At 71.7% G+C, this 18,035-nt stretch carries 19 protein-coding genes; 12 read left to right on the top strand and 7 right to left on the bottom strand.

Going from position 1 to position 18,035, the window contains the following annotated elements; all coding sequences use genetic code 11:
* Positions 1-29 precede the first annotated feature (29 nt).
* Entirely contained in the window at positions 30-1,199 is a 1,170-nt protein-coding gene (locus PSU4_RS08105) for a CaiB/BaiF CoA transferase family protein (RefSeq protein WP_147104379.1), read from the bottom strand.
* A gap of 122 nt (positions 1,200-1,321) precedes the next feature.
* Here PSU4_RS08105 and PSU4_RS08100 point away from each other — a divergent pair, with 122 nt between their 5' ends.
* From PSU4_RS08100 to PSU4_RS08095, 3 genes are all read left to right on the top strand, one after another.
* On the top strand, positions 1,322-2,809 hold the full coding sequence (locus PSU4_RS08100; protein WP_246114997.1) for an OFA family MFS transporter: 1,488 nt from the start codon (positions 1,322-1,324) through the stop codon (positions 2,807-2,809).
* Positions 2,806-2,940, top strand: coding sequence for an MFS transporter small subunit (locus tag PSU4_RS32740; protein ID WP_281290664.1), 135 nt, complete (start codon positions 2,806-2,808; stop codon positions 2,938-2,940). The genes PSU4_RS08100 and PSU4_RS32740 overlap by 4 nt, the downstream gene beginning before the upstream one ends.
* A 119-nt stretch (positions 2,941-3,059) precedes the next feature.
* Positions 3,060-3,368, top strand: a complete 309-nt coding sequence (locus PSU4_RS08095) for a DUF6457 domain-containing protein (protein WP_147104374.1) — start codon at positions 3,060-3,062, stop codon at positions 3,366-3,368.
* 10 nt (positions 3,369-3,378) lie between these two features.
* Here the strand turns inward: PSU4_RS08095 and PSU4_RS08090 are convergent, their stop codons facing one another.
* Positions 3,379-3,804 (bottom strand): PPOX class F420-dependent oxidoreductase, encoded by a 426-nt coding sequence (locus PSU4_RS08090; protein ID WP_147104371.1) that lies wholly within the window; start codon positions 3,802-3,804, stop codon positions 3,379-3,381.
* Between the two features lie 39 nt (positions 3,805-3,843).
* Here PSU4_RS08090 and PSU4_RS08085 point away from each other — a divergent pair, with 39 nt between their 5' ends.
* The 4 genes from PSU4_RS08085 to PSU4_RS08070 are packed head-to-tail and all read left to right on the top strand — an operon-like array spanning position 3,844 to position 9,091.
* A complete protein-coding gene (locus tag PSU4_RS08085; RefSeq protein ID WP_147104368.1) occupies positions 3,844-4,542 on the top strand; it encodes a hypothetical protein in 699 nt (232 codons plus the stop codon).
* 42 nt (positions 4,543-4,584) lie between these two features.
* Positions 4,585-7,209, top strand: coding sequence for a valine--tRNA ligase (locus tag PSU4_RS08080; protein WP_147104365.1), 2,625 nt, complete (start codon positions 4,585-4,587; stop codon positions 7,207-7,209).
* On the top strand, positions 7,206-8,705 hold the full coding sequence (locus tag PSU4_RS08075; protein ID WP_147104362.1) for a bifunctional folylpolyglutamate synthase/dihydrofolate synthase: 1,500 nt from the start codon (positions 7,206-7,208) through the stop codon (positions 8,703-8,705). The genes PSU4_RS08080 and PSU4_RS08075 overlap by 4 nt, the downstream gene beginning before the upstream one ends.
* Entirely contained in the window at positions 8,702-9,091 is a 390-nt protein-coding gene (locus PSU4_RS08070) for a DUF4233 domain-containing protein (protein WP_147104360.1), read from the top strand. Before PSU4_RS08075 ends, PSU4_RS08070 begins: the two co-directional genes overlap by 4 nt.
* A 7-nt stretch (positions 9,092-9,098) precedes the next feature.
* On the opposite strand, the gene PSU4_RS08065 is transcribed toward PSU4_RS08070, so the two are convergent.
* On the bottom strand, positions 9,099-10,052 hold the full coding sequence (locus PSU4_RS08065; RefSeq protein WP_147104357.1) for a lysyl oxidase family protein: 954 nt from the start codon (positions 10,050-10,052) through the stop codon (positions 9,099-9,101).
* 114 nt (positions 10,053-10,166) lie between these two features.
* Between PSU4_RS08065 and ndk the strand changes: the two genes are divergently transcribed.
* The 5 genes from ndk to PSU4_RS08040 all read left to right on the top strand — a co-directional run bounded on the left by ndk (position 10,167) and on the right by PSU4_RS08040 (position 14,307).
* Positions 10,167-10,577 (top strand): nucleoside-diphosphate kinase, encoded by a 411-nt coding sequence (ndk, locus tag PSU4_RS08060; RefSeq protein WP_147104355.1) that lies wholly within the window; start codon positions 10,167-10,169, stop codon positions 10,575-10,577.
* Positions 10,559-11,089 carry a GNAT family N-acetyltransferase gene (locus tag PSU4_RS08055; protein ID WP_147104351.1) on the top strand — a complete coding sequence of 177 codons (531 nt, stop codon included), beginning with the start codon at positions 10,559-10,561 and terminating at the stop codon, positions 11,087-11,089. The genes ndk and PSU4_RS08055 overlap by 19 nt, the downstream gene beginning before the upstream one ends.
* A gap of 649 nt (positions 11,090-11,738) precedes the next feature.
* Entirely contained in the window at positions 11,739-12,662 is a 924-nt protein-coding gene (locus PSU4_RS08050; RefSeq protein ID WP_147104347.1) for an ABC transporter ATP-binding protein, read from the top strand.
* Positions 12,663-12,676: 14 nt separating this feature from the next.
* Positions 12,677-13,495 carry an ABC transporter permease gene (locus tag PSU4_RS08045; protein WP_147104344.1) on the top strand — a complete coding sequence of 273 codons (819 nt, stop codon included), beginning with the start codon at positions 12,677-12,679 and terminating at the stop codon, positions 13,493-13,495.
* Entirely contained in the window at positions 13,492-14,307 is an 816-nt protein-coding gene (locus PSU4_RS08040; protein WP_147104341.1) for an ABC transporter permease, read from the top strand. The genes PSU4_RS08045 and PSU4_RS08040 overlap by 4 nt, the downstream gene beginning before the upstream one ends.
* Positions 14,308-14,437: 130 nt before the next feature.
* Here the strand turns inward: PSU4_RS08040 and PSU4_RS08035 are convergent, their stop codons facing one another.
* From PSU4_RS08035 to PSU4_RS08020, 4 genes are all read right to left on the bottom strand, one after another.
* Positions 14,438-15,088, bottom strand: coding sequence for a TetR/AcrR family transcriptional regulator (locus PSU4_RS08035; protein ID WP_147104339.1), 651 nt, complete (start codon positions 15,086-15,088; stop codon positions 14,438-14,440).
* A gap of 128 nt (positions 15,089-15,216) precedes the next feature.
* Positions 15,217-16,050, bottom strand: coding sequence for a mycofactocin-coupled SDR family oxidoreductase (locus PSU4_RS08030; RefSeq protein WP_147104336.1), 834 nt, complete (start codon positions 16,048-16,050; stop codon positions 15,217-15,219).
* Positions 16,050-17,621 carry a class I adenylate-forming enzyme family protein gene (locus tag PSU4_RS08025; protein WP_147104331.1) on the bottom strand — a complete coding sequence of 524 codons (1,572 nt, stop codon included), beginning with the start codon at positions 17,619-17,621 and terminating at the stop codon, positions 16,050-16,052. The genes PSU4_RS08030 and PSU4_RS08025 overlap by 1 nt, the downstream gene beginning before the upstream one ends.
* A gap of 1 nt (position 17,622) precedes the next feature.
* A complete protein-coding gene (locus PSU4_RS08020) occupies positions 17,623-18,033 on the bottom strand; it encodes a nuclear transport factor 2 family protein (protein WP_147104328.1) in 411 nt (136 codons plus the stop codon).
* Positions 18,034-18,035: the final 2 nt, after the last annotated feature.

Raw genomic sequence — 18,035 nt, 5'->3', positions numbered from 1 at the left:
CGGTTGCGCGCGGTCGTCCCGCGCGCGGGTCAGGGAAGCAGCGTGGCGAGGTCGTCGCCGGTGTAGCCGAGCTCGGTGAGGACCTCGCGGGTGTGGGCGCCGAGGGCGGGGACGGCGCCGTCGGGGGCGGGCCAGGCCGAGGAGTCGACGGGCGGCACCGCCATCGGCACCGTCGGCCCGCCCGGCACGGCGACGTCACGCCAGCGGTTGCGGGCGATGAGCTGGGGGTGGTCGGGCAGGTCCGCGACCAGCCCGACCCGGGTCCAGGCGATGTCGGCTTCGTCGAGCAGCTCGCCTGCACGCTCGGCGCTGATCGTCGCCAGCCTGCGGTCGATCTCGTGGTGCAGCGCGTCCCTGTTGGCGACGCGGTCGCGCACCGCCGTGAAGCGGGCGTCGGTGGCCAGGGTGGCGTCGCCGAGGACGACGGCGCACAGCCGCGCCCACTCGCGTTCGTTCTGGACGGCGAGGTGGACGGAGACGCCGTCGCCGCAGGGGAAGGGCCCGTAGGGCGCGATCGAGGGGTGGTGGCCGCCGGTGCGCGGGGGCGGGGTGCCGGTGCCGAGCGCGTAGAGCATCGGCTGGTGCATCCACTCGGTGAGCGCCTCGAGCAGCGAGATGCGCAGGGTGGCGCCCTCGCCGGTGCGCATCCGGTGCAGGAGCGCGGCGAGGACGGCGGCGTGGACCTGCACACCGGCCGCGATGTCGGCCACGGAGATGCCGGCGCGGGCGGTGACGGGTCCGTCGCCGGTGAGCTCCAGCAGCCCGGCCTCGGACTGCATGAGGGCGTCGTAGGCCTTGCGGCCCGCGGCGGGCCCACCGTCGCCGTAGCCGGTGAGCTCGCAGGTGACGAGCCGGGGGAGCCGGGCGCGCAGGGTGTCGCCGTCGAGCCCGAGCCGGGCGGTCGCGCCGGGGCCGAGGTTGGCGAGGACGACGTCGGCGGTGTCGACGAGCCGGTGCGCGGCGGCGAGCCCGGCTGGGGACTTGAGGTCGAGCACGACGGAGCGTTTGCCGCGGTTGATCCACGCGAAGTAGGAGGAGACGTCGCCGCAGGCGGTGTCGTAGAAGCGGGCGAAGTCGCCGCCGGGACGCTCGACCTTGACGACGTCGGCGCCGAGGTCGGCGAGCAGTCGTCCGGCGTAGGGGACCGAGACGGCGTGGTCGAAGGTGACGACGCGGATGCCGTCGAGGGGGAGCGTCATACCCCGAGCCAAGCACGGCGCCGCCGGAACCGGACCTTTCGGTGAGCGCGACCTCCCGCACTGCGACGCGCGTCACGCTCACTTGTCTTCGGCCGGTTCAGTCCGTTCGAGGGGATGTGTCCATGACCGTGACCGATGGCCACCGCGCCGGTTTCCTCACCCGTGAGCGGATCATCGCGCGGCCCGGCTGGAGCCGATGGCTCGTCCCCCCGGCGGCGCTCGCGGTGCATCTCGCGATCGGGCAGGCCTACGCGTGGAGCGTGTTCAAGACGCCTCTGGAGAAGGGCCTGAACATCTCCGGTGTCGCGAGTTCGCTGCCGTTCCAGCTGGGCATCGTGATGCTGGGGCTGTCGGCGGCGGTGTTCGGCACGCGCGTCGACCGCAACGGGCCGCGCTGGGCGATGCTCGTGTCGTCGATCTGCTTCGTGGCGGGCTTCCTGATCTCGGCGCTGGGCGTGTGGACGCGGCAGTACTGGCTGGTGGTGCTGGGCTACGGCGCCGTCGGCGGGATCGGGCTGGGCATCGGCTACATCTCGCCGGTGTCGACCCTGATCAAGTGGTTCCCCGACCGGCCGGGCATGGCGACCGGCATCGCGATCATGGGCTTCGGTGGTGGCGCGCTGATCGCGTCGCCGTGGTCGGCGTCGATGCTGGCGGCGTTCGGGGCCACCGGGAACCCGCCGGACCCCGACGGGATCGCGCTGACGTTCCTGATCATGGGCCTGGCGTACGCGGTGTTCATGTCGATGGGCTGGCTGCTGATCCGCGTCCCCGCCGACGACTGGCGTCCGGCGGGCTGGAACCCGGCGGCGCAGAAGACGGGCAAGCTGATCACCACGAGCGGGGTGTCGGCGGCCAACGCGATCAAGACGCCACAGTTCTGGCTCCTGTGGATCGTGTTGTGCTTCAACGTCACCGCGGGCATCGGAATCCTGGAGAAGGCGGCGCCGATCTTCATGGACTTCTTCGGCGGGTCGAACCCTGCGGCGTCGTTCGCGGCCGCCGCGGCGGGCTTCGCGGCCCTGTTGTCGCTGGCGAACATGTTCGGGCGCTTCGTGTGGTCCACGACGTCGGACCTCATCGGGCGCAAGAACATCTACCGGATGTACCTGTATGTCGGCGCGATCCTCTACCTCGTCATCGAGCTCACGACGAACTCGAACAAGGTGCTGTTCCTGATCTGCGCGATGCTGATCCTGTCGTTCTACGGTGCCGGCTTCGCGACGGCCCCGGCGTACCTGCGTGACCTGTTCGGTACCTACCAGGTGGGCGCGATCCACGGCCGGCTGCTCACGGCATGGTCGGTCGCGGGGGTGCTCGGCCCGATGATCGTCAACGCGATCGCCGACGCGCACCAGGGCGAGGCGGGCCCGGCGCGTTACACGACGTCGTTCATCATCATGATCGTCCTGCTGGTGATCGGTTTCGTCGCCAACGAGCTGATCAGGCCGGTCGACCCGAAGTGGCACGAGACGGACGACGGGACGACCGGGAGCCGCTCCGGTGTCCGTACCGGCGAAGGTGCCCGTACCGACGAAGGTGCCCGTACCGGTGAAGGTGCCCGTACCGATGACGGTGCCCGTACCGGCGAACAGGAGGCCACGCGATGAGCGCGCGTGAGGGGCAGGAGCGCCGGGTCCCGCCGGTGCTGATCGTGTTGGCCTGGCTGTGGGTGGGCGTGCCGTTCGCCTACGGGCTGTGGCAGTTGCTGCTCAAGCTGCCGGCGCTGTTCGGGGGCTGACGCCGCGGCGGCAGCTCCGGTTCGGACCTGCCGGTGCGCGACACCCGCAGCGCCGATCTCGCCGAGGACCCGTCGGCGTTCCGGGCGTGATCGCCCGCGGCGGTGGGTAGGTTGCCGGGGTGAGCGACGATTCGAGAGCCATGACCGAGTGGGTCACCGCCGTCCGCCGGGAGCTGGGGCTGGAGGACACCGTCGACACCGACGCGCTGGTGGACACGGTCCTCGACCTGACCGCCGACGTCGCGCACGGGGTCAGCCGTCCGGCCGCGCCGGTGACCGCCTATCTGCTGGGCCTGGCCGCGGGCCGGGCCGGCGACCTGACCGTCGCGACCAACGACTTCGCGGGTGTCGTCTCACGGCTCGCCGCGGGTTGGGACGCCGACTCCGAACGCGGCGCGCCCGCGAACGACCAGGCGCAGCGGGGCTGACCGGGGCCGGTCAGTCGGCGACGGCCAGGTTCGCGACGACCTTCGTCGGGCGCAGCCGCACCACGAGCTCGCCGGGGACGGCGTTGCGGCGGCCGTACTCCTCGGCGCGGTCGGCGCCCATGTAGCGGGCACCCAGCGCGGTCGCGGTGCGGACCAGCTCGCCGGGGTCTTCGCTGGTCTCGGCCACGCCCTGGACCTGCACGAACGCGTACGGCGGCTCGGCGATGTCGACGACGAGCGCAACCCGGGGGTCGCGCGCCAGGGCGCGGCCTTTCGCGGTGGTGGCGCCGGTGTTGAAGACGAGCGCGCCGTCCTCGACCACGAACCACACCGGCGCTGCGAGCGGGCGGCCGTCGGCGGCGGTGAAGGCGAGCAGGCCGGTACGGGTGCCGGCGGAGAGGAAGTCGACGACCTCGGGGGTCAGTTCGGCGCTCATGCCCCGCGAAACCCCGCCGGTGCGGGATAGATTCCCCTCGTGCGGACGGTCTGCGGGTTCGGGCGCGCGGTGCAGGCACTCGTCGGGCGGCGCCCGCTCGCCGTGGACGGGGTCCGTCCCCTGGTGGCGCGGGGTCTGCCGTTGCTCTCCACCGGGCCGGGCGACCAGGTCCGCGACGGTGTGCGGCTCGACCAGGTCGACGCGACGACGTGCGGCAGCGCGGTGCTCGTCGCGCTGTCGGCGTGGGCGTCGGCCGCGGAGCTCGAGCGGCTGGATCCGGGCGGCGCCGACCCGGTCGTCGGCGGTGTCCGGCAGGGCTTCGGCGCGCGCTACGACGCCCGCCAGAAGCAGGTCCACCGCGAGACGAACCGGCTGTGGCCGCAGGCGCTGGGGACGACACCGTGGGGAATGGTCGGATGGCTCACGCGCAACGTCCCCGCCGCCGGCAGGTACCGCGTGCGCCTGGTCGACGACAGCTCGGCGCAGGATCTGCGTCCGCTCGTCGCTGAGGTCGTCGCCGCGCTGACCGCCGGCAGGCCCGTCCCGGTGCTCGTCGGCACCGTGGTGCCCCGCCACTGGTGCCTCGCCCTGACCGTCGGCGACGGCGGTCACTGGAACGTCTACGAGCCCACATCGGGCCAGGTCAGAGCCGTGGACCCGGAGCTGGTCGGGCGCCGTGCACTGGCCCCGGTGCTGGGGTTCGACCGCCTCCATGCCGTGTTGTCGCCCCGGGGTTGAGCCGCCGGAAACCGAATGCGTGGGGCTCGTAGACTTGACAGCGTGACCGAGACCCTCCCACCGCGTACGTCCGAGCTGCCCGCCAAGTGGATCCCCGGCGAGGTAGAGGGCGGCATGTACCAGCGGTGGGTGGAGCGCGGGTACTTCCAGGCCGATCCGTCGTCGGACCGGCCGCCGTACTGCATCGCGATCCCGCCGCCCAACGTGACGGGCAGTCTGCACCTGGGTCACGCGATGGACCACACCCTCATCGACATCCTCACCCGGCGTCGCCGCATGCAGGGCTACGACACCCTGTGGCTGCCCGGTATGGACCACGCGGGCATCGCGACGCAGAGCGTCGTCGAGCGCCGGCTCGCCGAGGCGGGGGCGCCCACTCGTCGTGAGCTGGGGCGCGAGGAGTTCGTCCGGCGCGTCTGGGAGTGGAAGGCCGAGTCGGGCGGCGCGATCCTGGGCCAGATGAGGCGCCTGGGCGACGGCGTCGACTGGTCGCGCGAGCGCTTCACCCTCGACGAGGGGCTGTCGCGCTCGGTCCAGACCGTCTTCAAGCGGATGTTCGACGACGGCCTGATCTACCGGGCCGAGCGGCTGGTCAACTGGTCGCCCGCGCTGCAGAGCGCGATCAGCGACATCGAGGTCGACCACAAGGAGGTCGAGGGCGAGCTCGTCTCCATCCGCTACGGGGAAGGCGACGACGCGGTCGTCGTCGCCACCACGCGCGTCGAGACGATGCTGGGCGACACCGCGGTCGCGGTCCACCCCGACGACGAGCGCTACGCCCACCTCGTCGGGCGCAGCATCCGCATGCCCATCACGGGGCGTGACATCCCGGTCATCGCCGACCCCTACGTCGACCCGTCGTTCGGCACCGGCGCCCTGAAGATCACCCCGGCGCACGACCCCAACGACTTCGAGATGGGTCGCCGCCACGACCTCCCGATGCCGACGATCATGGACGAGTCCGGCCGCATCGCGGGCTCGGGCACCCGGTTCGACGGCATGGACCGGTTCGAGGCGCGCGAGGCCGTCCGCGAGGAGCTGCGCGCCCACGGCCGCATCGTCGCCGAGAAGCGCCCGTACCTGCACAGCGTCGGGCACGACTCGCGCACCGGCGTCGTCATCGAGCCGCGGCTGTCGCTGCAGTGGTTCGTCCGTGTCGAGGCCATCGCCAAGGCGGCGGGCGACGCCGTCCGCAGCGGCGAGACCACGATCCACCCCGCCGACATGTCGGCCCGGTTCTTCGACTGGGTCGACAACATGCACGACTGGTGCATCTCCCGGCAGCTGTGGTGGGGCCACCGCATCCCGGTCTGGTACGGCCCCGACGGCGAGACCGTCTGCGTCGGCCCCGACGAGGAGCCCCCCACCGGTGAGGGCTGGCGCCGCGACGAGGACGTCCTCGACACCTGGTTCTCCTCGGGCCTGTGGCCGTTCTCCACGCTCGGCTGGCCCGACCAGACCGAGGACCTCGAACGCTACTACCCGACGTCCGCGCTGGTCACCGGCTACGACATCCTGTTCTTCTGGGTCGTCCGGATGATGATGTTCGGCACCTACGCCATGGGTGCCAGCCCGTTCCGCCACGTCTACCTGCACGGCCTGATCCGCGACGAGCACGGCCGCAAGATGTCGAAGTCCAAGGGCAACGTCATCGACCCGCTGGAGCTGATCGACGCCTACGGCGCCGACGCCCTGCGCTTCACCATCGCCCGCGGCTCCAACCCGGGCACCGACATGTCGCTGTCCGACGAGTGGGTCGCCGCGTCGCGCAACTTCACCACGAAGCTGTGGAACGCCACCCGGTTCGCGATCGCCAACGGTGCCGACGCCTCGGCCGCCCTGCCCGCGCCCGACGCGCTGACCGACGCCGACCGCTGGATCCTGGGCCGGCTGCGCCAGGTCCAGCAGCAGACCGACGCGCTGCTGGAGGACTTCCAGTTCGCGAAGGCCACCGAGGGGCTCTTCCACTTCACGTGGGACGAGCTGTGCGACTGGTACCTGGAGCTGGCCAAGCCGCAGCTCGCCGACTCCGCCGGCACCGAGGCCGCGCACACGCGCGCGGTGCTCGGGCACGTCCTCGACGCGCTGCTGCGCCTGCTGCACCCGATCGCGCCGTTCGTCACCGAGGCGCTGTGGACGGGGCTGACCGGCGGCGAGTCCGTCGTCGTCGCCGCGTGGCCCACCGACGCCGGCCTCGAGCCCGACGCCGCCGCCACCGAGCGGGTCCTCGCCGCGCAGCGGCTCATCACCGAGGTCCGCCGGTTCCGCACCGAGCAGGGCCTGCCCGACCGGCGCTCCGTCGCCGCGACGCTCGGCGGCCTCGACGCCGCCGGTCTCGGCGGCCACGAACGCGCCGTCCGGTTCCTCACCCGCCTCGACGAGCCGGGCGACGACTTCTCGCCGACCGCGACCGTCGAGATCGGCAACACCCACGTCGAGCTCGACACGTCCGGCGCGATCGACGTCGCCGCCGAACGGGCCCGGCTCGGTCGCGACCTCGCGGCCGCGCAGAAGGAGCTCGACGCCGCCGACAAGAAGCTCGGCAACCCCAAGTTCACCGAGAAGGCGCCGGCCGACATCGTCGACGGCATCCGGGCCCGCCGCGAGACGGCCGCGGCCGACATCGCGCGGGTCACCGCGCGGCTCGAGGCGCTGCCCGCATCGTGAGCGACCACGACCCGGACCTCCCGGAGGGCGAGGGCTCCGTGCCCTCGCCCGAGGAGTCCGCCCAGGACGCCGTGATCTCCCACGTCCTCGACGCGATCCGCGGCGGCGACACCCCCGACGTCGTGCCCGCGGGCTCGACCGTCGCCGGGTTCGCCGAGTTCCTCGCCGTCGAGGCGGTGCTCGACCAGCGCTGGCCCGAGACGGTCATGGAGCCCTCGCTCGACCGCATCACCGCGCTCGTCGACGCGCTGGGCAACCCGCAGCGCACCTACCCGGTCGTCCACATCACCGGCACCAACGGCAAGACGTCGGTCGCGCGGATGGTCGACGCGATCCTCACCGAGGTCGGGCTGCGCACCGGCCGCTACACCAGCCCGCACCTGCAGCGCGCCACCGAACGGATCAACCTCGACAACCGGCCCGTCACGGCCGAGGGCTACGTCGCCGCCTACAACGAGGTCGCCCCGTTCGTCGAGCTCGTCGACGGCAAACGCGCCGCGGGCGAACCGGCGCTGTCCAAGTTCGAGGTGCTCACCGCGATGGCGTTCGCCGCGTTCGCCGACGCCCCCGTCGAGGCCGCCGTCGTCGAGGTCGGCCTCGGGGGGCGCTGGGACGCCACCAACGTCGCCGACGGCACGGTCGCCGTGATCACCCCCATCGGGCTCGACCACGCCGAGTACCTCGGCAGCGACGTCCTCGGCATCGCCCGCGAGAAGGCCGGGATCATCAAGCCCGGCTCCGTCGCCGTCCTCGCGACGCAGGACCGCGAGGTCGCGACGATCCTGGTCGAACGGGCCGTCGAGGTCGGGGCGCAGGTCGCGCGCGAGGGCGCCGAGTTCGGTGTGCGCGAGCGCGAGATCGCCGTCGGCGGCCAGCGTCTCGCGCTGCAGGGCCTGTCCGGCACCTACGACGACGTCTTCCTGCCGCTGCACGGCGAGCACCAGGCGTCCAACGCCGCCATCGCGCTCGCCGCCGCCGAGGCACTCATCGGGGCCGGCCCGTCGCAACCCCTCGACGCCGACGCCGTGCGCGCCGCCTTCGCGTCCGTGCGCACCCCGGGCCGGCTCGAACGGATGCGCAACGAGCCCGGCACCCCCACGGTCCTCATCGACGCCGCGCACAACCCGCACGGCGCCGGCGCCCTCGCGGCCTCGTTGACCTCCGAGTTCCGGTTCACCCGGCTCGTCGGCGTCGTCGGCGTCATGCGCGACAAGGACGCCCGCGGGCTGCTGCAGGAGCTCGAACCGGCGCTGCACGAGGTCGTCGTGACCGCGGCCGACAGCCCGCGCGCCATGAACCCCGACGAGCTCGCCGCGGTCGCCGTCGAGATCTTCGGCGCCGAACGGGTCAGCGTCGAACCCGACCTCGCACAGGCCATCGAGCAGGGCGTCGAGCTCGCGGAGGAGGGCGGCGACTCCGGGGTCGGGGTCGTCGTCACCGGCTCCGTGGTCACCGCCGGGCAGGCCCGCGCGATCTTCGGACGGGAACCCGAATGAGTGCCCCCGCCGTCCCGCCGCCCGCGACCGACCCCATGAAGGGCATCCGCGGGGTCTTCGCCATGACCCTGATCCTCGAAGCCATCGTCGTGCTGCTCGCGATGCTGGTGCTCGGCAAGTTCGGCGAGGGCGCCACCACCGCGGGCGTCGTCTCCATCACCGCGCTCGCCGTCGCGATGATCGTCGGCTCCGGGCTGCAGCGCCGCCCGTGGGGGCTCGCCTACGCGCTCGTCCTGCAGCTCGGGGTGTTCGCGTGCATCGCCTTCGTGCCCGCCATGTGGATCATCGGGATCATCTTCGTGATGGTGTGGGGCGGGCTGCTGCTGCTGCGCCGCGACGTCGCCCGCAAGATGGCCCGCGGCGAGCTGCCTTCCCAGCGGCAGTAGCGCCTTCTCACCAGGCGTCGGCCTCGCTGCACGTCTCGTGGCCCGGGCAGCTGCGCAGCAGGTGCACCTCCGGCGGCGCCGTGACCGTCCGCGGCGCCGCACCGCCACCCGGCCACTCGATCGACACCACGATCGACGACGAGTTGTTCTCGTAGTCCTTCTCCAGGATCCGACGGTCCGGGTTCACCGTGTTGACCAGCGTGTACGTCCCCGACGGCACCGCGGTCACGTCGAGCCACTGGTAGTCGACGGTGTAGTCGTAGTTGTCGCCCGAGCCCACCGAGATGCCCTCGGCCACGTCGAGTGCCTCCGGATGGTGCATCCGGCAGTCGTTGGCGGCCAACTCGTCCGCGAGCACCGTCTGCGGCGACCCGTCGTCGGCGGGGATGTGCGCCAACGTGTCGGTGGTGTCGATGTCGTACCGGTCGCCCAGGCAGAACCCGTTCTTGCGGTCCGACACCACCGTACGGCCGTCGTCGGCCACCAGCTGGAACCGGTCGAACGCCAGCAGGTGCCAGTGCATGTGCATCGTCGCCGGCTCGTAGTACATCGACGCCCCCGCGATCGGGCGCTGCGCCTGCGCGAACGACGCCGGCAACGGCTCGTCCTCACCCGGCTGCAACGCCTGGCGCACCGCCATCGTCGGCGTCGCCGTCGAGTCCCGGTGCCCGTAGAGCAGCAGCGGGCCGTCGCCCACGTTCTCCTCCGACGACGTGAACCGCAGCCGCACCTGTCGCATCGGCCCCGACGACACACACGTCGCGTGCGGGTTCTGCGGATTCGCGACCGGGCACACGTCCCATGCCGTGCAGCTGCCCGGCGCCACGTCCGTGGCCGGGGCGCACCCCACCGCGGCCTGCGTCAGATCGGGCAGCAGCGGTGGATCGAGGTCCTGGCAGGCGGCGAGGAACGTCGTGGCCAGGCCGATCGCGAGCGCCGCCGCCACGGCCCGTCCCGGCATCGGTCGCCTGCTGCTCACAACCACCTCCAACGAGCGGATGCCCGCGCGGTGGTGGGGCCGATCAGGTGACGGGCCCGTACCGGGAGTGCGCGGGCCCGTCGATACCCTGACGCGGTGACTGAACGCACCCTGGTCCTCGTCAAGCCCGACGGCGTCGAGCGCCGCCTCATCGGCGAGGTCGTCTCGCGCATCGAGCGCAAGGGCCTCACGCTCGTGGCGCTCGACCTGCGCACGGTCGACCGTGAGCTCGCCTCCCAGCACTACGCCGAGCACGACGGCAAGCCCTTCTTCGAGTCGCTGCTGGAGTTCATCACCTCCGGCCCGGTCCTCGCGGCCGTCGCGGAGGGCCCCCGCGCCATCTCGGCGTGGCGCCAGCTCGCCGGCGGTACCGACCCCGTCGACAAGGCCGCCCCCGGCAGCATCCGCGGCGACTTCGGCCTCGAGGTGCAGTACAACCTCGTCCACGGCTCCGACTCGCCCGAGTCCGCCGCCCGCGAGATCAAGCTGTGGTTCCCGAACCTCTGAGCCTGACCGCGCACGTCGTCGCCGACCCGGGCACCGACCTCGCCGAGGCCTTCGCCTCACTGTGGGTCACGGTCACCCGGGCCGGCGGCGCCGTCGGCTTCCCCGCCGACGCCCCCGAGGCCGACATCCGCGCCCTCGCCGCCCGCATGATCGACGACGTGCGCGCCGGCACCCTGAGGATGGTCGTGGCGGGGGAGCCCGCACAGCCGCTCGGGGTCGTCTTCCTGCGGCCCGGAGCCGGCCCCGTCGTCGCGCACCGGGCCGAGATGATCAGGCTGATGGTGCGTCCCGACGCGCAAGGCTCCGGCCTCGGCACGATGCTGATCGACGCCGCCATCCGCCTCGCCGGTGACCTGGGGCTCGACCAGCTCCTCGCCTCCGCCCGCGGCGGCACCGGGTTGCCAGGCTTCTACGTCGCCCGGGGCTGGACCGAGGTCGGCTGCTTCCCCGCCGCGCTGCGCGTCGGCGACGAGCTGCGCGACGAGCACTGGCTGCAGTTCCGCATCCGCTGAGTCCGTGCGGTCTGCGCGCGAGCGCGGTCCGCGCGCAACCTCACTGCTGCCCCGGGCTCCGAGGACAACCGTGAGGTTGCGCGCGACGGAACAGGGTCCGGGCCTGCGGGGCGATGACTGCGGCGCGCGGTGAGTCGGCGCGCAACCTCTTTGCTGGTTGTCGCCGGATCGGCAGCAGGGAGGTTGCGCGCCGGAGTCCGCGCGCAACCTCCTTGCTGGTTGTCGCCGGAGCGGTAGCACTGAGGTTGCCCGCCGGAGTCCGCGCGCAACCTCACTGCTGTGTTCGGCGGCTCTGGCGACAGTGAGGTTGCGATCGGGTCGGGGCAGTCCATGCGCAGCGGGACCGAAGCCCCGCCATCGCCCGGGTTCCCGGTCGGCGCGTCCGTTCTGGGGGCGGCGCGCGGGTTGCAGCTCACGTGCTGACCGTGGACGACGCACGTCGTTCGAAGAACTCGCGCGGTCGGCGAGGGCGTCGCACCGGTTCCGCGGGCGTCGCACCCGTTGCAGGGAGTGCATCGGCCACGCAAGGAGTGCGGCCGCCGCGCGGCACCCCGCGCCGGGGTTCGGCACCCGTTGCCCGCCGGTCCGGAGTCGTCGGCGGAAGGGAATCGCTGCGTGTCCTGTCGGTGCGCCGGGTTACGGTCTGATCGTGTCCGACGCGCTCGTCCAGGCCCGAGGCCTGCGCAAGAGTTTCGGGGCGGTCGAGGCGGTCCGGGGGATCGACGTCGACGTCGCGCCCGGTGAGGTCTTCGGCTTCCTCGGCCCCAACGGGGCGGGCAAGTCGTCGACGATGCGGATGATCGCGTGCGTGTCGCCGCGGTCGGCGGGGACGTTGTCGGTCCTGGGCATGGACCCGGGTGTCGACGGGCCACGCATCCGGGCCCGCATCGGCGTCGTCCCGCAGCTCGACAATCTCGACGCCGAGCTGTCGGTGCGGGAGAACCTGGAGATCTACGGCCGCTACTTCGGCCTGCCGCGTCGCCACGTGAAGGAGAAGGCGGCGGAGCTGCTGGAGTTCGCGCAGCTCACCGAGCGGGCGGGCGACACGGTCGAGGAGCTGTCGGGCGGGATGAAGCGCCGGCTCACGATCGCGCGGTCGCTGGTGAACGACCCGGAGTTGCTGCTGCTCGACGAGCCGACCACGGGGCTCGACCCGCAGGCACGGCACCTGTTGTGGGACAGGCTGTACCGGCTCAAGCGTGAGGGCGTCACACAGATCGTCACCACCCACTACATGGACGAGGCGGAGCAGCTGTGCGACCGGCTCGTCGTCATGGACGGCGGGGTGATCGCGGCGGAGGGCTCGCCGGCGGAGCTGATCGGCCGGTACTCGACGCGTGAGGTGCTGGAGCTGCGGTTCGACCCGGAGCACCGGCCCACGGCGGAGGCCCTGGAACGTCATGCCGAGCGGGTGGAGGAGCTGCCCGACCGGTTCCTGCTCTATACGGTCGACGGCGAACGCACCCACGGTGACGTCGTCGGGGCGGGGTTCGTGCCGTTGTCGTCGCTGGTGCGGCGCTCGTCGCTGGAGGACGTGTTCCTGCGGCTCACCGGCCGGACGTTGGTCGACTGATGGCGGCTCCCACGGTGAGCGTCGCACGCTCGACGGGCCGAGCCCCGACCGCGCTGGGCGGGGTCGGGCGGGTCGTCGAGCACCATTGGCGGTGGTACCGGCGCAACTGGCGGGCCACGGCGGTGTCGTCGATCCTGCAGCCGCTGCTGTTCCTGCTGGCCTTCGGTGTGGGGTTCGGCGCGCTGGTGGGCAGCGGCCCGCAGGCGGCGGCCGCGACGGGCGGGACGCCGTACCTGGTGTGGCTGGCGCCGGCGCTGCTGGCGATGTCGGCGGCGCAGAGCGCGGCGTTCGACTCGACGTACCCGATCCTGTCGGGCTTCAAGTGGCAGCGCATCTACCTGGCGATGTCGGCGGGCCCGATCACGGGCGCGCAGGTCGGGCTCGGCGTGCTGACGTGGACCGGAGTCAAGATGTTCGGCTCCGGCGCGGTGTACGTCGTGGTGATCGCGATCTTCGGTGGGGTGCAGGGGCCGGGGATCGTGGTGTCGTTGCTGGCGGCGCTGCTCACGGGCCTGGCGGTGGCGTCGTTGATCACGGCGTTCGCGGCGACGGTGGAGAACGAGGGCAACGCGTTCAGCGCGCTGTTCCGGTTCGTCGTCATCCCGATGACGTTGTTCTCGGGCACGTTCTTCCCGGTCGACCGGCTGCCGGAGTGGGTGCAGCCCGTCGTGTGGGTCTCGCCGTTGTGGCACGGCACGGAGGTGGCGCGCGGCGCGGCACTCGGTACGTGGCGGCTGCTGCCGACGCTGGGCCATCTCGCGGTGCTGGTGGGACTGCTGGTGGTCGGCAGTGTGCTGGTGGCACGGCTGTTCACCAGAAGACTGGCCCGATGAGCGCGCCTGCTGCGCCCGCGCTGTGGCGGCTGCTGCCGGCCGGCAGCTACGCCGGCCGCGCCCGGATGATGATGGTGCGCTCGGCCACGGCGTCACGGCGGACGTGGCTCGCGTTCGTGTCGGGCTTCTTCGAGCCGCTGTTCTACCTGCTGGCGATGGGCACGGGGCTGGGCTCGCTGGTCGGCGACCTGCCGGGCCCCGACGGGCAGCCGATCTCGTACGCGGCGTTCATCGCGCCGGGGCTGCTGGCGGCGTCGGCGATGAACGGCGCGGTGTTCGACTCGACGTACAACGTGTTCTTCAAGCTGCACTACGCGCGGCTCTACGACTCGATGCTCGCCACCCCGCTCGGCCCGGTCGACGTCGCGCTGGGGGAGATCGGCTGGGCCCTGCTGCGCGGCGGGCTCTACGCGACGGCGTTCCTGTCGGTGATGGCGGGCTTCGGGCTGATCGAGTCGCCGTGGGCGTTGCTGGCGCTGCCCGCGGCGTTGCTGGTGGCGTTCGCGTTCGCGGCGATCGGGATGGCGGCCACGTCGTTCATGCGGTCGTGGCAGGACTTCGACCTGGTCACCCTCGCGGTGCTGCCGATGTTCCTGTTCTCGACGACGTTCTACCCGCTCTCGGTCTATCCGCGATGGCTGCAGATCGTCGTCGAGTGCCTGCCGCTGTACCACGCGGTCGAGCTGATGCGGGGGCTGACGACGGGCGTCGTCGGTGCGGGGCTGCTGGGGCACCTGGCGTACTTCGTGGTGATGGTCGTCGTCGGGGTCGTGATCGCGGCGCGGCGTCTCGACAGGCTGCTCCTGCGCTGAAAGCCCGATTGCCGGGGCGCGAGGTGTGCCGGCCGACGCCGGGCCCGGCCGGGCCGACAGACGTCGCGCGCAACCTCACGGTCGTCGGAACCCGCCGGCGTAACCGTGAGGTTGCGCGCGGGTGTGGGGGTCAGGCGGTGCGGGCCTTCAGCACGTCCTCGGTGGCGATGCCGCGGATGGCCATCTCGGCCATCTCGGCGCCGATCTGCTCGGGGGTGAAGGTGCCGCCGGGCCGGAACCAGCGGTAGACCCAGTTCGTCGAGCCGAGGATCGAGAGGGCGGCGAGGCGGGGGTCGAGGTCGGCTCGGACCTGCCCGGCCGCCTGGCCCTGTTCGACGAGGTCGCGGAAGACGCCCTGGTAGGCGTGTTCGCTGCCGAGGATCTCCTCGCGTCGTTCGACGGGCAGCGCCGACAGCTCGTGCAGGAACACCGCGGTGGGGACGAGGTTGCGGCAGGTGTGCTCGACGTGCCCGACGATCACGCTCTCCAGCTTGTCGAGCGGCCCGCCGGGCACGTCGGCGCGGCCGCGGACGACCTCCAGGCCCTGCTTGTGCACGGCGCTGATCACGTCGAAGAGCAGGTCCTCCTTGGACTGGATGTAGTAGTAGAGGCTGCCCTTGAGCATGCCGAGGCGGTCGGCGATGTCCTGCAGTGAGGCGCCGTCGTAGCCTTTCTCGTAGAAGACCTGGGTGGCGACCTCGATGAGCTCGGCCCAGCGCTCCTCACGAGGCTTGCGCTCACCCCCGGAGCGCCGCGCGCTCCGCCCTGCCGGCTGTCGCACCCGGATCCCCCTTCACGACGTGAGTTCCTCCCACTCTACCGTTTGGTAGGTACAACGCCGATCACGGCCGGGTGGCCGCGTCGGGCGGTCCAGCTCGCGGCACGCAGCCCGATCCGTGCCCGGTGCTCCTATCGGATGTTCGCGCCGGCGTCGACCGGCAGCGTCACGCCCGTGATGTAGCGAGCCTCGTCGCTGACCAGAAACAGCACCGCGTTGCTGATGTCGATCGGCTCCACCCAGGGCACGTCCATCGCGTTGAGCGAGGTGAACCCGGCCATCGCCTTCTCCCGCGTCGGCTCCGGGTCGCCGGGCGCGAACATGCCCCACGTCCCGGGGTTCTGGATCATGTGGGTGTCGACGTTCGTCGGGTGCACGGTGTTGACGCGGATGCGCTCCCCGGCCAGCTCGTTGGCCATCGTGCGCATCAGGCCGACCATGCCGTGCTTGGCCGCGACGTAGTGCGCGACCTGCATGATTCCCTTGAGCCCACCGATCGAGCTGGTGAAGACCATCGACCCGCCGCCGCGGGCGCGCAGGTGCGGCAGCGCCGCGGTGGCGGTGTGCCAGACGCCGGTGAGGTTGACGTCCAGCATCTGCTGCCACATCTCCTCGGTGATCTCCCACGACATCCCGTAGGTGGCGATCCCGGCATTGGCGACGACGATGTCGATCCCGCCCAGCTCGGCCGCACCGTCGTCGATCGCGGCCTTCAGGTCCTGGCCGGAGCGCACGTCGGCGATGCGGGCGACCGCCCGTCGGCCGGTCTTCTCGACCGCCGCCACCGTCTCGTCGAGGTCCTCCGGCGTGGCCAGGGGATACATGTCGACGGTCGAGAGCGGCGCGCAGGCGTCGACGAGAACGACGTCGGCGCCCTCTTCGGCGAGGCGCACCGCGTGGCTGCGGCCCTGCCCTCGCGCGGCGCCGGTGATGAGGGCGACCTTGTCCTGGACACGTCCTGTCATCAGACCGACCGATCCCGCTCGGCCCAGAACGGCCGGCGTAGCTCGCGTTTGAGGATTTTCCCGGTGGGGGCTTTGGGCAGGGCGTCGACGAACTCCACCGACCGCGGTTTCTGGTAGGACGCCAGGTGGTTGCGGGCGGTGGCGATGATCTCGGCCTCGGTCGCGGAGGTCTCGGGCTTGAGTACGACGAACGCCTTGACCGACTCGCCCCACTCGTCGTCGGGCACGCCGATGACCGCGCACTCCAGCACCGCGGGGTGCTGGTTGACGGCCTCCTCGACCTGGATCGAGTAGATGTTCTCGCCGCCCGAGATGATCATGTCTTTGGCGCGGTCGACGATGAAGACGTAGGACTCGGAGTCCCAGGTCGCGACGTCCCCGGTCCACATCCAGCCGTTGCGCAATGTGTTCGCGGTGAGGTCGGGCCGGTTGAGGTAGCCGAGCATGTTCGCCTCGGACCGGATGACGATCTCGCCGGCGGTCCGACCGTCGCGCGGGACCTCGTTGCCGTCGGGGTCGACGACCCGGACCTCGGTGACGAACCCTTCCCGGCCGCACGACATCAGCCGTTCCGGGTGCACGCCGCGGACCGCATCGAGGTGGTCCTCCTGGGAGAGGAAGCACATCGTCGTGCCCTCGGTCTGGCCGTAGCCCTGGATCAGGGTGCACGGGAAGTTGTCCAGCGCGGCCTTGACCACCGACGACGGCATCGGCCCGCCGCCGTACTGGATGTTGCGCAGCGACGAGATGTCGTAGTTCGAGAAGCCGGGGACGGCCATCATCCAGTTCAGCATCGTCGTGATGCCGAGGAAGGCCGAGACCTTCTCGTCCTGGATGAGCTCCAGCGCCGTCGTCGCGTCGAAGTTCATGAGCACCAGCGGGCAGCCGTGGCGCATGTAGTTCATCGAGAGCACGACCGGGATGTGGTACATCTGCCCGGTCAGCATGTAGACGTCGGTGGCGACGATCCGTTCCGCGACGGTCTGGTTGAGCATCCCGAACGACGCGCTGGTGTGCGAGTGCAGCGCGCCCTTCGACTCACCTGTGGTGCCACCGGTGTAGAGGATGAAGAACGGGTCGGCGTCGCCGGTCGTCGAGGAGCGCTCGGGCTCGTCGTCGGACGAGCGGGCGATCAGGTCCTCGTAGCTCCCGTCGCCGCCGGCACCGTACTGCAGCCACGTCGGGACGTCGACGGCGCTCTGCAGCTCCTTGGCGGTGTCGAGCCATTCGTCGGAGACGACGACGGCCTTCGGCGACGCATCGGCGATGATCTTCGTGAGCTCGCCGGCGCCGAGCCGCCAGCTCAGTGGCTGCGCGACGAGGCCCGCGCGCCCCGCGGCGTAGTACAGCTCCTGGTACTCGATGGAGTTCTTGGCCAGGATCGCGACGCGGTCGCCCTTGCCCAGGCCGAGCCCGCCGTCACCGGTGCCGGCCAGGCCGTTGGCGAGCCGGCGGACCCGCTCGTCGAGGGTCTTCCAGTCCGCCCGGCGCCCGCTGGGGGCGTCGACGATCGCGTCGCGCCCGGGGGTGAGTGCCGCCCACTTCTGCGGGATCCGTCCGATGTTGACCATGTCAGTAGGGGAGGTCGAGGTAGATGTGGCGCGAGGCGATCAACCACACGTCCCCGGAACGCACCAGGTCGTCGCGGTACCAGCCGCTCGACAGCACCCGCACGGCACCGTTCTCGATCGAGAGCAGGGTGAGGTTCGCGGTGGTCGACGCGCTGTCCGTGGTCTCGGCGGTGATGACCAGGTTGGAGAGGTTGTGGCGGCGCTGGTCGGTCTGGGCGACGAGCGAGTCGGCGTGCAGCTTCCGGATCGCCTCGCGGCCCTCGAACGGTCCGATCGTGTCGCCGTCGCGGCCGATCTGCATCGTCATCGACGCGCTCTCGGTGAACTGCGCCGCGATCAGGTCCACGTCGTCCTCGTCGTAGCCCCAGGAGGCGCGACCCAGGGTGTTCTCGATCTCCGCACGTGCGGTCATGG

Origin of the sequence: Pseudonocardia sulfidoxydans NBRC 16205, from assembly GCF_007989085.1 — a bacterium.
Taxonomy (GTDB): Bacteria; Actinomycetota; Actinomycetes; order Mycobacteriales; family Pseudonocardiaceae; genus Pseudonocardia; species Pseudonocardia sulfidoxydans.
Note: the sequence above shows the minus strand (reverse complement) of the source record. Positions and strands in the feature narration are given on the sequence as shown.

What these genes read in the sequence shown, in the direction of transcription:
- PSU4_RS08070 (WP_147104360.1), top strand. Translation starts at nt 8,702, where the DNA reads ATGAGTGCCCCCGCCGTCCCGCCGCCCGCGACCGACCCCATGAAGGGC.
- PSU4_RS08020 (WP_147104328.1), bottom strand. Translation starts at nt 18,033, where the DNA reads ATGACCGCACGTGCGGAGATCGAGAACACCCTGGGTCGCGCCTCCTGG.
- PSU4_RS08040 (WP_147104341.1), top strand. Translation starts at nt 13,492, where the DNA reads ATGAGCGCGCCTGCTGCGCCCGCGCTGTGGCGGCTGCTGCCGGCCGGC.
- PSU4_RS08100 (WP_246114997.1), top strand. Translation starts at nt 1,322, where the DNA reads ATGACCGTGACCGATGGCCACCGCGCCGGTTTCCTCACCCGTGAGCGG.
- PSU4_RS08030 (WP_147104336.1), bottom strand. Translation starts at nt 16,050, where the DNA reads ATGACAGGACGTGTCCAGGACAAGGTCGCCCTCATCACCGGCGCCGCG.
- PSU4_RS32740 (WP_281290664.1), top strand. Translation starts at nt 2,806, where the DNA reads ATGAGCGCGCGTGAGGGGCAGGAGCGCCGGGTCCCGCCGGTGCTGATC.
- PSU4_RS08105 (WP_147104379.1), bottom strand. Translation starts at nt 1,199, where the DNA reads ATGACGCTCCCCCTCGACGGCATCCGCGTCGTCACCTTCGACCACGCC.
- PSU4_RS08090 (WP_147104371.1), bottom strand. Translation starts at nt 3,804, where the DNA reads ATGAGCGCCGAACTGACCCCCGAGGTCGTCGACTTCCTCTCCGCCGGC.
- PSU4_RS08025 (WP_147104331.1), bottom strand. Translation starts at nt 17,621, where the DNA reads ATGGTCAACATCGGACGGATCCCGCAGAAGTGGGCGGCACTCACCCCC.
- PSU4_RS08065 (WP_147104357.1), bottom strand. Translation starts at nt 10,052, where the DNA reads ATGCCGGGACGGGCCGTGGCGGCGGCGCTCGCGATCGGCCTGGCCACG.